Here is a 13,657-nt window from a genome sequence, read left to right as displayed (position 1 = left end):
GGCCCTCGCCGGAGAGGCAGGATTAGTCACTCGGCGCCTGAATTTACCCCACAAAATGAACGTGATCTGCGGACTGCGCCGCAGGACGCGCCTTCCTTGGACCGGGGAAGGTGCAGCAATTTATGGGCGAGCGGCTCCGTTCGCCCAGGAAGAGTCGTTCGATGAGGGCGTGCTCTGACATTCAGGCGTCAGTTCCGCAAACGTCAACTGGGGCAACAAGCCGTAATTTGGAGGCGTTACCGGCCCGGTGCGATTTCTGTTGCATCGCGCTTCGGCGCGTCGGAGTCCTCCGTGCCGTTCATCCGCTCCACACGCCCCTTCGCCGGGCTCGAATTGGCGCTCAGGATATTCGAACAGCGCGCGCCCGAACTGCGTGCAGCCGCGGCCTTCGGCGCTGTCTTTGGCGTTGACGCGGAAGATGCCGGCCTTGTCGGAATAGAACGCCAGTGGCTTGCCGTGGCGCTCGACATAGGTGCGCGTAGCGGCGAAATACGCCGGTGTCGACTCGATCGGTACGAAGAGCAGTTGCATCAGCTGCCCGGTCGCGTCATCGACAAACACCAGCGGCGTGCAGGCCGGTGCCCGGTCCTCGAACCAGGCGTGGTCGGAGCCGTCGATCTGCACCAGCTCGCCCAGGCAGGCGCGACGGTTGCGCGGCTGGTGGACCTTGGGCGGGCGTAGCTTGCGCGGCACCCAGAAACCGGAGTCGATCATGATGCGGCGTACGCAAGCCGGCGAGATCTCGATGCCGTGGCGCTCCCGTAGCTTCTCGCAGGCCAGCGTGGGCCCGAAGTCGGGATCGCTGTCACGGATCAGGCCGCGAACACGGGATTCCAGGCCGGGCGGCAATTGCCGGTTACTGGGACGGCCGCGCTTGCGAGAGACTAGTCCGCTGGCACCGTCCTCCAGAAGCCGCAAAACGAGCCGTCCGACATGCCGTGCACTGATACCCAGGCGCTCAGCTCCTTGCCAACGCGCCAAATGTCCACCGGCTACAGCCTGAATCACCTTCATGCGGTCAACTTCGCGCATGCTCATGGTCACCAATCCCTGTTCGTGCATGGCTGCCTCCCCGTAGCGCCCGACGAAACTCGGAGCGTACGAGGAGTCAGCCTCAGGTGACATCTCTAATCATCGCAAAGGTGACATTACTAATAACGGTCGACAGCCTTTTTTCTGAGATTAAGGATTGTGTTAATCATTGATTCCTCTGAATCTGACAACCGACGCTCCTGCGTATCCGCTACTCGGTCGCGCGGGCCTCTCAGAGGGACCTTGAACAAGGTCCAATAGATCCGCGCCGATTTCTGCAGGAACCGCATCACGTGCTCGCGCTTCGGGAACGTGCGCGCCGCGTGCCTTCCGGGTGCCGCTGCTAGCGCTGCGGCGCCGAACGCAGCACGGCTGTGGCGATCTCGCCGGTCAGTTGTCCCACTGCGGCCAGTTCGGCATCGGTCAGTCCGCCGACTATGCGCGTTGTACCCCAGTCGCCGCAGATCATGGCGACGCAGCGGTTGCGAACCTTGACTGGTACCAGCAGCACAGAACGCGTGTCCGGCATGGCGTCGCGATACCAGCGCGGGACGCGATGCGACACGGCCTTGTCGCGCAAGTCCTCGATCAGCAAAGGCTTCGGCGCGATCATTGCGAAATGGAACATGTCCGGCACGAAGCCTTCTTCGAACGACAGCTGCTCGAGCTTGTCGCGCATGCCGTCGCCAAAGCCGAGGCGCGCGCCGAAGCGCTTGGTCGTCGGGTGCAGCAGCATCAGGAAACAGTGCGAACAATTCAGCGCGCGCATGGTCGACTCGAGCACCAGCGGGGCAAGCTGGGATACGGTCATCCCAGCGCCCTCCTGTCGGACTTCTTCCAACGCCCGCTGCAGCCGCGTCAGCGTATCGGCCGGCTTGCCATCCTCGTCAAGAAGGCTGCCCCCCTCTGAGTCCGGCGTTTCCGAGCGCGCCATCGACGTCTTCAGCGTGCCGGCCTGCTGGATGGCCACGTTGACGTGGGATGGCTCCAGCCCCAGCTTTTGTGCATGGGCCAGCAGCGGTTCCAGGACGACTTCCTCGGGCTGCTCGGCGAGGATCGACGCTGCCGCGTCGGAAGACAGGCGCGCAACGGCACCAAGCCAGTCGGCATGGGTCTCCAGCACGGTCTCTTCGTCAAGCTCGCGCCCCAGCATGCCGTCCGCGATCAGGGCCGGCAGGCGCCACCGGAAGGCGGCCGCCTTGGCGATTTCGTCGAACGAAATGCCGATGACTTCGCGGCAGGCGTCGCTTTCGCTCATGGCGCCATCCGCCGCCAGCGCCGCGATGCGGTCCCATTCGTCCGGGAAATAGAAGATCACGAGCAGGCGGCTGACATGGTGCATCAGCGTGCAGACGACGCCCTCCTCCCCGCCGAGGATGCCGCGCGCATCGTTCAGCGCGCGCGTGATCTCGCCGGCCATGATGGCTTGCTTGAGCGCCCTCGCCGCCTGGGGACGGTTCGGCGCGACGCCCTGGAAAAAGTCGAGTACCTGGACGCCCAGCGTCAGGTGCGTGATTGTGTCCACGCCCAGCACCATGATGGCGCGGGATACGGTGGTAACCTCGCCTCCGAACGAGCGGTACATGGCGGAGTTGGCCAGCCGGATAACTTTCTGGGACAGGCTGAAGTCCGACAGGACGGTACTGGCCATTTCGCCAACGCTCAGGTCGCTGTTCAGCGTCTTGAAGACATTGTCGATGCAGTACTGGAGCGTCGGGAAATCGCCCTTCTGGGCCATCCTGGCCCACAGTTGATCGAGGAACTGTTTCTTTGCCATGGACTCAATCACGCGGACAATGCGTCCGCGGCGTCGATCTGGAACCTGCCCGTGCGGACAGCGTTCTCGAAATCATTGGGACCCATTGCCCGGGCGAAGCGCCAGCCCTGTGCCAGCTCGCAGCGTTGGGCAGCCAGCAGGTCGCATTGCACCTCGGTTTCGACGCCTTCCGCAATCGCCACCAGCCCGAGTTCGCGCGCCAGCGACAGCACTGCGGAGACAATGGTCCGGGCGTGCGGGGAATCGACCATGTCGGCCACGAAGCTGCGGTCGATTTTCAAGGCCGACAAGGGGAAACGGCGCAGGTAGGACAAGCTGGAATAGCCCGTGCCGAAGTCATCGACGGCAAAGCGGATGCCCAGTGCCCGGAGTTCGGTCAGCAGGTCGCCTGCCGCCTTGGGGTCGGTCATCAGCGCGCCTTCGGTGATCTCCAGCACCAGCCGGTGCGGGCTGATGCCGGTGTCGCGGATGGCAGTGCGCACGCTGTCGATAAAGCCGGGATGCCTGAACTGCACCGGCGATACATTGACGGAGATGTAGCCAAGGTCCACCCCGTTTGCATCCCAGGCCGCCAGTTGCGCGCACGCGCAGCGTATGGCCCAGGCGCCGAGATGGTTGATCAGCCCGTTGCTTTCGGCCAGCGGCACGAACACCTCGGGGGAAATGGAGCCAGCCGGATGTTCCCACCGCATCAGCGCCTCGACCGCGCAGACGGTGTCCGGGCCGACCCGGAAGATCGGCTGGTAGTGCAGGAACAGTTCGCCGTTGAGCACAGCCTCGAACAGGTCCTGCTCGATGCGGAACTGCTCGTTCAGACGATGATCGAGTTCCGACGAATACAGGCAATAGCGGTTGTTGCCCTGTGCCTTGGCCTCGTACATGGCCCGGTCGGCCCGCCGCAGCAACTGCGCCTCGGTCTCTCGCACGCCCGACGCGAACGCCAGCCCGATACTGGACGTGACACGGACCTGGCAGCCGGCGAGATGGAAGGGCTGTCTGCAGACGCGCATGATCTGCTCGAGTATCCCGACCGCGGCGTCTTCCGAGCTCACGTCATCAAGCAGAATCACGAACTCGTCGCCGCCAAGGCGTGCCACGGTGTCGCGCGAGCGCACGGTTCCGGCAAGGCGCAGGCTCAATTCCTTCAGCAGGATGTCGCCAACCTCATGGCCGAGCGAATCGTTGACCTTCTTGAATCCGTCAAGATCCATCAGCACGATGGCAAAGGGCCCGCGCTGCGTGGCATCGCCGGTGAAATACGCTTCCACCCGGTTTCGGATCAGTGCGCGGTTTCCGACGCCTGTCAGCTGATCGGTGAGCGACTGTTCCGTCAATCGATCGAGTTTCTGGGCCCATTTGGTAACGTCGGCACCAAACAGCAGCAGCAAAGCCCTGCCATCCGCAGTAACATGCCGGCAAATGCGCAGGTCGATCCAGCGCGTGCCGGTAATGGCGTTGGCAAAACGGATTTCGGCTTGTTTAGGCAGGCCGTCGCGAAAACAGGCTTGCAACAGATGGGCTGCACGCTCGCGTTCGTCGAAGGCAATAATGTCCTTGATCGAAGCATGCAGCAGATATTCGCGCGGAAAAGCCAGCAAATCGGCCGAAGCGCTCGTGGCCTGGAGAATATTTCCGCTCTCGCTGACCTGCAGCGCCAGCCCGCCCCATGCCTCCAGCAGCGCCCAGGCACTCCTGTTGCTGGCAGGAGCCGTCGCTCCGGCAACGCCGCCGGAACGGACCGGTTCCGCCGCATTGCCTGCCTGCACAGCATCATACGTGAACGACGTCATGTGGTCTTTGGCCTAGCCTGTTTGGCGACTGCACCTTGCCGATCCCTGTGGGTCGGCGGTACCGCAGGGAAACCCGGTAAAAAAGACAGCATTAATGGTCCGAAAACACGCTTTGCCGCCATGCGTGGATCGACGGGAATCCAATTCTATTACGGCCGCGAAGGATCACGCTGCAAAAAAGCAGTCACGGCATTGAAATTCACAACGCATCATCCCGTGTTACTAGCGCGTGGGGTAGACAAAACCCTTGATCTATGGAAGCGCCTAGTTATCACGCTGCCCGGGCAAGGGTAAAGATTTCGGTACAAGACACCGTTATCGTGTCTTATCGCCGCTTCCCGGCAACGCCGGTCTCCCGTTCTTCCTGGCCCACACGCTGCGGCTCACCGTTGCTGGCCAGGATGGCAGAAGCGCAACGGCGGTAGCCGGCCAGTACAGGCACGTGGCAAATCGAAGCGAACGTGATGCAAAACGTCATCGAACCGGGCATCTCCGTCATCTCAGGCTGGCAAGGGGTCTCTAGATTGGTGTCCGCCTCTGCCTCCAGTCCGGTCGTTGGCAAACGGAGTGCGATCGTATGAGAAGGCTCGCCAACGACCCTCTCAGCGAGGTTTGCCATCATCTCCTAATCGAGGACTTGCCAACCAACTTGACGAGGCGAGCGGCGGTTCCCTCGTGCAAGCGGTCGTTACGGTGGCGCGAGTCCAAACGGCGGTTTAGGGTCAAGCGCCGTTCGCGTCGACGAGCAGCAGACGTGCATCGGCCCGCTATGCCGTCTGCGGCAGGCTCTTCATTCCGCACAATCGAGGTCATGCATTGACGAACTCGTCGCCGGCCATTTTGTCGAATTAACGTGGCTGGAGTTCATCTCATGAGACCCTTTCGCACTACCGTTGCCCTGGTCGTGCTCGCTGCCGGGTGCTCGTCGGCGCCCACCAACAAGCAGATCGCCCAGCATATCCCGCCAGACACGCATACATGCGTCCTGCGCGCTGACTCCACGTCAGGGCCACCGGTGCTCAGCGTCGGTGTTAGCGATCCCTATACGCAATTGATTCTGCCTTGGTTCCTCACTGACATCATCAACGCAGTTAACACGCACGAATCTGTCAGCGACTTGCTGCACACGATAAGAAGCGGCTTCTGACCACCCTCTTTCAGGCGGGCGATGCGAATCCAAAGATCTCCCAGAACGTTGGAATGCGACAAGGACGGGATGGCACAAGCCCGGTCGCATTGCCAGCAGGAATGAAGGGAAACGTGGTCGAGGGTAATGCCACCGGATCAGTGAACGTGGTGAGCGAGAGCGCGCCAAATCGGGGGCTGACTAAGCGGCAAGGCGGTGGCCTTCTTCTGCGGCGATGGACGGATTCCAGCGCTCAACGTAAGACCGGAGTTGGTTATTGAGCACGGCGGTCCGGATTTGCAGCAGGTTGTGCGCGTGCCGAGGCCACCAGGCCATCTGCCGTTTGACGAATCGCTTGCTGACCACCTGGTTGACGGCCGACTCGACAAAACCTGATGCAATGGGCTCCCCATGCCGATAGCGGTCACCGTAGTTCACGATGAAGCGCCGATTGTTGTCGAGGTAGACAATGAACTCCTCGAGCTTGCCAAGGAGTTTGGCTTCCTCGGGGCTGGCCTCAGCTTGCAGATCCCAACCCAGGCTTTCCAGTCGGCGCAACGCCGGATGGGGGCAGTCGTGCCACAGGTGCCACTTGGCGCCATGCAGCGCCTTGATCAAGGCTGCGTTGCCAGGACCGTCACAGTGTGCCAGCCGGCCCTTGATCATCTGTTCGAGGTTCTGTACCCGCATGGCGATGTGGAGCCAATCGAGAACGTACTCAGCGCGGCAGTCCGGTCGTCAGCCCCCGCTTTGGCGCGGTCTCCGGCTAGCCCTACCTTAAGGCGGCGCAAGCTTCGGCGTCGAAATAAAAAGGGCCGGTAGCTTGTCGGCTTCCGGCCCGCCTGGTGCGATCGGGTCAATCAGGCTTGATTCAGCGCGTCAGTGAATCTGCATGCCACGCATGGCGTGGATGCGTTCGTGATACTTATGCACGCCCTGGTACTGACGCAAGAGCACCGAGCGGATTTCCTCTGGCATGTCTTTCGTCAGCGCCGAGCGGTACTCGCGCCTGACGGCCTCTTCCTCGCGCTCGCACAACTGCAGCACCGCGTCATCGTTGTGCGGCGCAATGATGTGCATCACCTCCATCCAGCCGCGATGCATCGTGCCGGCTATGGAGCCACGGTCGCGCGGCACCGCGCCCAGGGAGCTGACCAGGGCCTGCAATTCGGTCACCGAATTGCGGCAGGTCTCTGCGGTGCCGGTCAGGATGCCGCGCATATCGGCGTCGTACACTTCACGGGCGCCGGTCATGCAAGTGAGTTCGCCGTCCTTGCCGACTTCGATCAGGTGGTTCAGGGTGAAGACGAGTTGTCCTTGAGCATTGGCCATTGAAAATCTCCTTGCCCGAATCGAGGCAAATGTGAAGCTGCGAGGACATCCACGCCGGGCGGGTGGTGCCGGGCTGGCTCACGTGGGATTGGCCAGGATTAAGGTCTCGATTCCCGCTATTGGCGTGCACCACCGTGGACCGCGAGTCTCGCACTGTCGTAATGTCAGTATAGAAGCGCAGCAGGGCCGGCCAGTGATGCTAGTGGAGAAGCACTTCAGCTTTTGGCGAACAAACCATGTGCCAGGCAATAGAATCCCTTCTTTTGCCCCTGTCCGGGCGCACGCGCGGGATCGCGCATTGGCAACTTGCCCCGAGCCCACCAGCGTGACCACAACGAAATTGCTTGTGCAAAGCGCGATCGCTCAGCGAACGGCCGTTCAACCAGAAACTGGCCTCCGAGGTCATGACAAGTTGTATGGCTGCAACGGGTCGATCTGGGCCCGCCGCAGTTTCGCGGCGGGCATCCGTCCGAGACCGGCCATTCTCCGCCGTCGCGCACCCGCAGTGCGGACGTCCGTTTCCGCCCCCCCCTAACGGCCAACCACTTAATGCTCATTGAGCTAGTGGCGTCCCTCGCGACGTGCGGCGCCGGTCCCATCGTATCGGCCAATTTGGAGCGGATCGTCGCAAGTCGAGCGCCGACGTTGTCGAAGCTTCGAATTGCTGAGGTGTCGGAGGCTCACCGTGCGATGCACGGCATGTCAGATGTACACACCTATTTCATTTCAAGTACGACTTGATCACTTGCATGACTGCATCGAGATCCTGCTGGCGCTGCTCTTCCGCAGGCTCCTTGACCACGTGATCGGTCAAATGGCCCTCAATCACGGCCGCCATCAGTCCGTTCACCGCCCCACGGATCGCAGCGATTTGTTGCAACACTGCCGTGCAATCCTCCTCTCCATTGAGTTGCGTCTCCAGGGCAGCAGCTTGTCCCTGGATGCGCCGCACGCGCGCCAACAACTTGGCCTTGTCACGAATGGTATGTGGCATGAATCGGGGATCGATGTGGTTCGTCAGCGACGGAGGGTAGCATCAATATACTAGGGGGGAGTATAATTCGCCGGCGCAAAATGTCTAGCGATCGTCGACCATGACTGAGTTCTCCCCCCTATTGCAGCAGGGCAACGCCTGGCTGTTCATTCCCAGCGCCATCCTGCTTGGCGCATTGCACGGCCTGGAACCTGGCCACTCGAAGACCATGATGGCGGCGTTTATTGTGGTTATCCGGGGGACGCTGACGCAGGCCGTTTTGCTTGGGCTCTCGGCAACGATCTCCCACACAGCCGTGGTCTGGGCAGTCGCCATGGCTGGCCTGTACTTCGGTCGGAACTGGAGCGCAGAGACAACTGAGCCGTATCTCCAGGTCGCCTCCGCCGCTCTCATCATCGGTGTTGCGGTGTGGATGGTCTGGCGAACGTGGCAGGGGCAGCGACTGGCGCACGCCCATGACCATGACCACGATCACGACCATGACCACCGGCGCGACGACGCCAAGTCAATCGACACGGGTCACGGCGTGGTCCGGCTGGAAGTGTTTGAGGACGATGTGCCACCTCGCTTCCGGCTCTATCCCGAGAGTCCGCATGGCCATGTCTGGCCGGCGAGCGATGTGCGCATCGAGACCGAGCGCCCTGACGGTGCCCGGCAGTCTTTCACGTTTGAACAGCGCGATGGATTCCTGGAATCCGCACAGACGATCCCTGAACCGCACGAGTTCGTTGCGCGCCTGAGTCTGGGACACGGCCACCACAGCCACGACTACGACGTCGAGTTCGTCGAGCATGATCACCATCATCACGTGATCAAGGACTATGAAGCCCTGGATGTCTCCGCGCCCGGATACCAGGATGCTCATGAACTAGCGCACGCGAACGACATCCGCCGTCGCTTCGCCAACCGGCAGGTAACAACTGGCCAGATCATCGTCTTTGGCCTTACCGGCGGCCTGATTCCGTGCCCCGCATCCATCACGGTGTTATTGCTCTGTCTGCAACTCAAGAAGATCACGCTGGGCGCCACACTTGTACTGTGCTTCAGCATTGGCCTGGCCATGACGATGGTCGCATCCGGAGCCTTGGCCGCGCTGAGTGTCAAGCATGTATCCCGACGCTGGGGCGGCTTCGGTGACTTTGCGCGCAAGACGCCGTACTTGTCCGGCGCCCTGATCGTGCTGGTCGGACTGTATGTAGGTTGGCAGGGTATGCAGGGACTCAACAAGCCGACTGCCACACCGGCACTGGCGCACACGACTAAGCTGCAGACTGCTAGCCGGCCTTGGCAATCATGAAGCGCCTCCCGGCTTTGGCCAGCCAACTTATGGCAGCCGCTGCGCTATGTGCGATTGTGCCCGCTGCGTCGCACGCACATGGCATCGCCGGCAACCGCTTCTTTCCAGGAACGCTGACGTTCGACGATCCTGCCGTGGCCGACGAGTTTGCCGTCACGCCTGGATTCTTGCGTCAATCCGCCAATGGCAATGCCGTCACAGACCAGAACGTGACAGTGTCATTTGCCAGGCTGCTGACATCGGACCTATCCATCGGGTTCGATAGCGGCTTTACGCGACGCACTTGGGATGGCGCCCGACAGTCGGGGGCATCCAGAACCAGCATCACACTCAAATCCAGACTTTACGAAAACGATCTCAATGAGACCCTCGTCGCGGGATCGCTGATCTTCGCCTTGCCGCACTGTGGAGCCCAGCGGATCGGCGCAAATGCACCTGCCATCATTGCACCAAGCCTTTACGTAGGCCAGGGTTTTGGCGCGTTGCCAGAATCCCTGTCGTGGCTGCGCCCGTTCGGCGTGACAGCGGGCGTCAGCGTTGCCGTCCCTACTGGCAACGAGTCCGACAACTTGAACTACAACCCCACTGCTCGCCAGTTCAACAGTGTCAGAACGAGTAACGTCACCACCGTCCATTGGGGTTTTGCAGTCGAGTACAGCACGCTTTACCTGACCGATCGCTTCGTTCCAGGTGTGCTGCCAAAGGAAGAACCGCTTCACCAGTTCATTCCACTCGTGGAATTTGCATTTGACTCGCCGGTTGGCCAACGGACCAGAGGCACGGTCAACCCTGGCATCGCCTACGTGAAGGATACCTGGCAGGTCGCAGCGGAGCTAGTTCTTCCGCTGACCCACGGATCGACTCGCGGAGTCGGCGCAAACATCCAGGTACTGTTCTTCCTGGATGACTTCTTGCCCTCATTGTTCGGCAAGCCACTGCTGGATCGATAGCAAACGGCTGAAGCGGCCGAGCCACGGTCGCCTGCTGACCGCTTTGGTGGGGTAACCGGCCTATCGATCAGCAGTAGCGAACGGCGCAAACGAGCGGCCATCGCCTCCAATAGTCGGCCCACTCCTGCAGCATGTGGCGCCGCTGGTCTGCGTACTCGCCTTGTTGTAGACCGAGCGCGACGAACGTCCCTCTTCGTGCGCCAGGCACTTCTCGATCCAATCGCAGTTGAAGCCGACCTCATTCAGCAGCGTTGAGCCGGTACGGCGTAGGTCGTGGACGGTGAACGGCTCCAGCGGCAGGCTGCGGCCTTCGCACGCTCGGCCACAACTGCGTAGTTGCCGTCGACATGCAGGGTTGGCATCGTAGCGCGACGGCAAGACGAACTTGGAGCCGGCTGCGCAAGTGTGCAGCGCTACCAAGATGTCCAACGCCGGGCGCGGAGGCAGGCGAGATGCCGCCGAAACCATAGCGGCCGATGGTCAGCATCTCGCGCCGGCCATTGATGCGATAGTCGTACCGGAAAGAAATGGACCCGGTCGGTCAGATGGCCACATACACACCATCGCGATCTGCGACCTTGTAAAGGATCGTGCGAGGCTTGAGGTTCCGAAGGGCGAGGTCTGTGAGCATGGAACTGGTCTCCTGATCGAGACGCCGATTGCCGTCACCCATCACGAGACCCAAATATTTCGCGAACCCGCATGAAACCCAGCTTCTGAGATCGATCTCTACCGTCACGGCCGGTATTGCCGTAGCGGCATTAGCTAGGCCTTGCCGGAAGAGCTCGTTCGTACCGTCAGCTATACCGTCAAATTCGTCACTCGAGGGCAACGAAAGAGTAAAACCCCATATACAAAGCCATTTGGAATCAACAACTTAGAAGAATCGCTTTCCAATTAACTATCTTCGAGCGTTTTTCTAAGCTGTTGATTTTTATGAGAAAATCCCTGCCCCTCACTCCCACTCAATCGTCGCCGGCGGTTTCCCCGACACGTCATACACCACCCGGTTCAAACCACGCACTTCGTTGATGATCCGGTTCGAGCAACGCCCCAGCAGCGCATACGGCAGGTGCGCCCAGTGCGCGGTCATGAAGTCGGTGGTCTGCACCGCGCGCAGCGCGACGACGTAGTCGTAGGTGCGGCCGTCGCCCATCACGCCCACGGACTTGACCGGCAGGAACACGGCGAAGGCCTGGCTGGTCAGGTCGTACCAGCTCTTGCCGACCTGGTCCGGCTCGCACAGGCCCGCGGCGGCGTCCTGTTCGGTGGCGATGGTCTTGCGCAGTTCCTCGATGAAGATGGCATCGGCGCGGCGCAGCAGGTCGGCGTAGTCGCGCTTGACTTCGCCCAGGATGCGCACGCCCAGCCCGGGGCCCGGGAACGGGTGGCGGTAGACCATTTCCGGCGGCAGGCCCAGGGCCACGCCGAGTTCGCGCACTTCGTCCTTGAACAGGTCGCGCAGCGGTTCCAGCAGCTTCAGGCCCAGCGTTTCGGGCAGGCCGCCGACGTTGTGGTGGCTTTTGATGGTGGTGGCCTTCTTGGTCTTGGTGCCGCCCGATTCCACCACGTCCGGGTAGATGGTGCCCTGCGCCAGCCACTTGGCGTTGGTCAGCTTCTTCGCCTCCGCCTGGAACACTTCAACGAACTCCCGGCCGATGATCTTGCGCTTCTGCTCGGGGTCGGTGACGCCGGCCAGGTGGCCGAGGAACTGGTCTGACGCGTCCACATGCACGACCTTGGCGTGCAGGCGGCCGACGAACATTTCCATCACCAGCTTGCCTTCATCCTGGCGCAGCAGGCCGTGGTCGACGAACACGCAGGTGAGCTGGTCGCCGATGGCCCGATGGATCAGCGCCGCGGCCACGGACGAATCGACACCGCCGGACAGGCCAAGGATGACTTCTTCATCGCCGACCTGTTCACGGATCCTGGCGACCGCTTCCTCGATATGGTCGCGCATGACCCAGTCGGGCTCGCAGCCAGCGATCTGCAGCACGAAGCGCTCCAGCATCTGGCGGCCCCTGACGGTGTGCGTGACCTCCGGGTGGAACTGCACGGCGTAGTAATGGCGCGCCTCGTCGGCCATGCCGGCGATCGGGCAGCTCGGCGTGGAAGCCATCAGCTTGAAGCCCGGCGGCAGGCCGGTGACCTTGTCGCCGTGGCTCATCCAGACCTTGAGCATGCCGTGGCCTTCCGGCGTGCGGAAATCCTCGATGTCCTTGAGCAGCTCGGTATGGCCGTGGGCGCGCATCTCGGCGTAGCCGAACTCGCGCTGGTCGCTCCACTCGACCTTGCCGCCCAGTTGCACGGCCATGGTCTGCATGCCGTAGCAGATGCCCAGCACCGGCACGCCCAGGTCCCACACAGCCTGCGGCGCGCGCAGCTGGTGGTCTTCATAGGTGCTGGCGTGGCTGCCCGACAGGATGATGGCCTTCGGGGCGAACTCGCGCACGAACGCGTCGGTGACGTCGTTCGGGTGGATCTCGCAATAGACGTGCGCCTCGCGGACGCGGCGGGCGATCAGCTGCGTGACCTGCGAGCCGAAATCAAGAATGAGGATTTTGTCGTGCATGATGGGCCGATGGCGTGTCTTCCGGGATGGGCTCGGTCACGACTTCCGTGCCGGGGCCATAGCCCGGCGGCGGCGTGATGACCGGCTCGCGCCGGTATTCTGGGGTATTCGTTTGGCGCGCCGCGGGGGCGACGCCGGGTTCCTTGCGGACTTCTTTCCTGTTTTCCTGTGCCTGCAGTGCGCGTTCGGCTTTCAGCTGCCGTTCGCGGTCGCGCACGCGCCTGGAAGCAGGGATCTGCACCAGCGCGAAAAACGCCAGCACCGCTGCCATCACCGGCAGCCAGATCTTGCCTGCGCCTGCCAGCGGCAAATCCATGAACACCATCCAGGCAATGATCAGGATGGCGCTGGCCAGGTTCACGTAGCCGGCGGTGCGCGCCACCGGCACGGTCAGCTGGCCATTGAACGCGGCCTGCCACAGCAGCACTGCCAGGCCGACCAGCGCCACGCCCAGCAACTGCCCGAACAGGGCGGGCTGTGGCTGCGGCAACTGCAGCGCAGCGTACAGCGTGGTAAACGGGGACATCAACAACAGGATGCCCAGCAGCAGATCCACCAGGGCATCGAAAAACAGCACGGCTCGCAGCAATACCTTCATTGGCGCTCCTCGTCATGGGCCCGGCCAATGGTGCGGCTGGCTGGTGCGGCCCACTGCAGGCGGCCCACTGTCAGGCAACACCGGCTTGGCGAGCGGCCGGGCCGGATGGCATTCCGGTCAGGCGAAGGCGCCGCCCGCGGCAGTGCGCCCTCGCCCCGACGATCTCGCGGCGGCGCACCGCCGCGA

Annotated in this window: 9 protein-coding genes and 3 pseudogenes; 3 read left to right on the top strand and 9 right to left on the bottom strand. The window is 62.2% G+C overall.

What is annotated here, in order from left to right; translation table 11 throughout:
* Positions 1–290: 290 nt before the first annotated feature.
* The 3 genes and pseudogenes from ACZ5MJ_RS07600 to ACZ5MJ_RS07590 form a co-directional block, all read right to left on the bottom strand.
* A pseudogene (locus ACZ5MJ_RS07600) lies at positions 291–1,062 on the bottom strand (ISNCY family transposase); the annotation flags it as partial.
* A 313-nt stretch (positions 1,063–1,375) separates the two neighbouring features.
* A complete protein-coding gene (locus ACZ5MJ_RS07595) occupies positions 1,376–2,809 on the bottom strand; it encodes an HDOD domain-containing protein (RefSeq protein WP_464223213.1) in 1,434 nt (477 codons plus the stop codon).
* A gap of 8 nt (positions 2,810–2,817) precedes the next feature.
* Positions 2,818–4,599 carry a putative bifunctional diguanylate cyclase/phosphodiesterase gene (locus tag ACZ5MJ_RS07590; RefSeq protein ID WP_464223212.1) on the bottom strand — a complete coding sequence of 594 codons (1,782 nt, stop codon included), beginning with the start codon at positions 4,597–4,599 and terminating at the stop codon, positions 2,818–2,820.
* Between the two features lie 871 nt (positions 4,600–5,470).
* Between ACZ5MJ_RS07590 and ACZ5MJ_RS07585 the strand changes: the two genes are divergently transcribed.
* On the top strand, positions 5,471–5,746 hold the full coding sequence (locus ACZ5MJ_RS07585; RefSeq protein WP_464223211.1) for a hypothetical protein: 276 nt from the start codon (positions 5,471–5,473) through the stop codon (positions 5,744–5,746).
* A gap of 180 nt (positions 5,747–5,926) precedes the next feature.
* Here ACZ5MJ_RS07585 and ACZ5MJ_RS07580 read toward each other — a convergent pair.
* From ACZ5MJ_RS07580 to ACZ5MJ_RS07570, 3 genes and pseudogenes are all read right to left on the bottom strand, one after another.
* Positions 5,927–6,457, bottom strand: a pseudogene (locus ACZ5MJ_RS07580) (ISKra4-like element ISBte1 family transposase); the annotation flags it as partial.
* Between the two features lie 147 nt (positions 6,458–6,604).
* Entirely contained in the window at positions 6,605–7,057 is a 453-nt protein-coding gene (locus ACZ5MJ_RS07575; protein WP_464223210.1) for a PA2169 family four-helix-bundle protein, read from the bottom strand.
* A 721-nt stretch (positions 7,058–7,778) separates the two neighbouring features.
* Positions 7,779–8,051 (bottom strand): metal/formaldehyde-sensitive transcriptional repressor, encoded by a 273-nt coding sequence (locus tag ACZ5MJ_RS07570; RefSeq protein WP_464223209.1) that lies wholly within the window; start codon positions 8,049–8,051, stop codon positions 7,779–7,781.
* Positions 8,052–8,151: 100 nt separating this feature from the next.
* Here ACZ5MJ_RS07570 and ACZ5MJ_RS07565 point away from each other — a divergent pair, with 100 nt between their 5' ends.
* Together ACZ5MJ_RS07565 and ACZ5MJ_RS07560 are read left to right on the top strand one after the other, a co-directional pair.
* Complete coding sequence (locus ACZ5MJ_RS07565) at positions 8,152–9,348, top strand: nickel/cobalt efflux protein RcnA (RefSeq protein ID WP_464223208.1); 1,197 nt, start codon at positions 8,152–8,154, stop codon at positions 9,346–9,348.
* Complete coding sequence (locus ACZ5MJ_RS07560; protein ID WP_464223207.1) at positions 9,345–10,298, top strand: hypothetical protein; 954 nt, start codon at positions 9,345–9,347, stop codon at positions 10,296–10,298. The genes ACZ5MJ_RS07565 and ACZ5MJ_RS07560 overlap by 4 nt, the downstream gene beginning before the upstream one ends.
* Positions 10,299–10,365: 67 nt before the next feature.
* Here ACZ5MJ_RS07560 and ACZ5MJ_RS07555 read toward each other — a convergent pair.
* The 3 genes and pseudogenes from ACZ5MJ_RS07555 to ACZ5MJ_RS07545 form a co-directional block, all read right to left on the bottom strand.
* Positions 10,366–10,736, bottom strand: a pseudogene (locus ACZ5MJ_RS07555) (tyrosine-type recombinase/integrase); the annotation flags it as partial.
* A gap of 517 nt (positions 10,737–11,253) precedes the next feature.
* Positions 11,254–12,873: a glutamine-hydrolyzing GMP synthase gene (gene guaA, locus ACZ5MJ_RS07550; protein WP_464223206.1), complete on the bottom strand. Its 1,620-nt coding sequence runs from the start codon at positions 12,871–12,873 to the stop codon at positions 11,254–11,256.
* Complete coding sequence (locus ACZ5MJ_RS07545; protein ID WP_464223205.1) at positions 12,848–13,471, bottom strand: hypothetical protein; 624 nt, start codon at positions 13,469–13,471, stop codon at positions 12,848–12,850. Before ACZ5MJ_RS07545 ends, guaA begins: the two co-directional genes overlap by 26 nt.
* Positions 13,472–13,657: the final 186 nt, after the last annotated feature.

This window comes from Cupriavidus sp. LA-1, from assembly GCF_055385985.1.
Note: the sequence above shows the minus strand (reverse complement) of the source record. Positions and strands in the feature narration are given on the sequence as shown.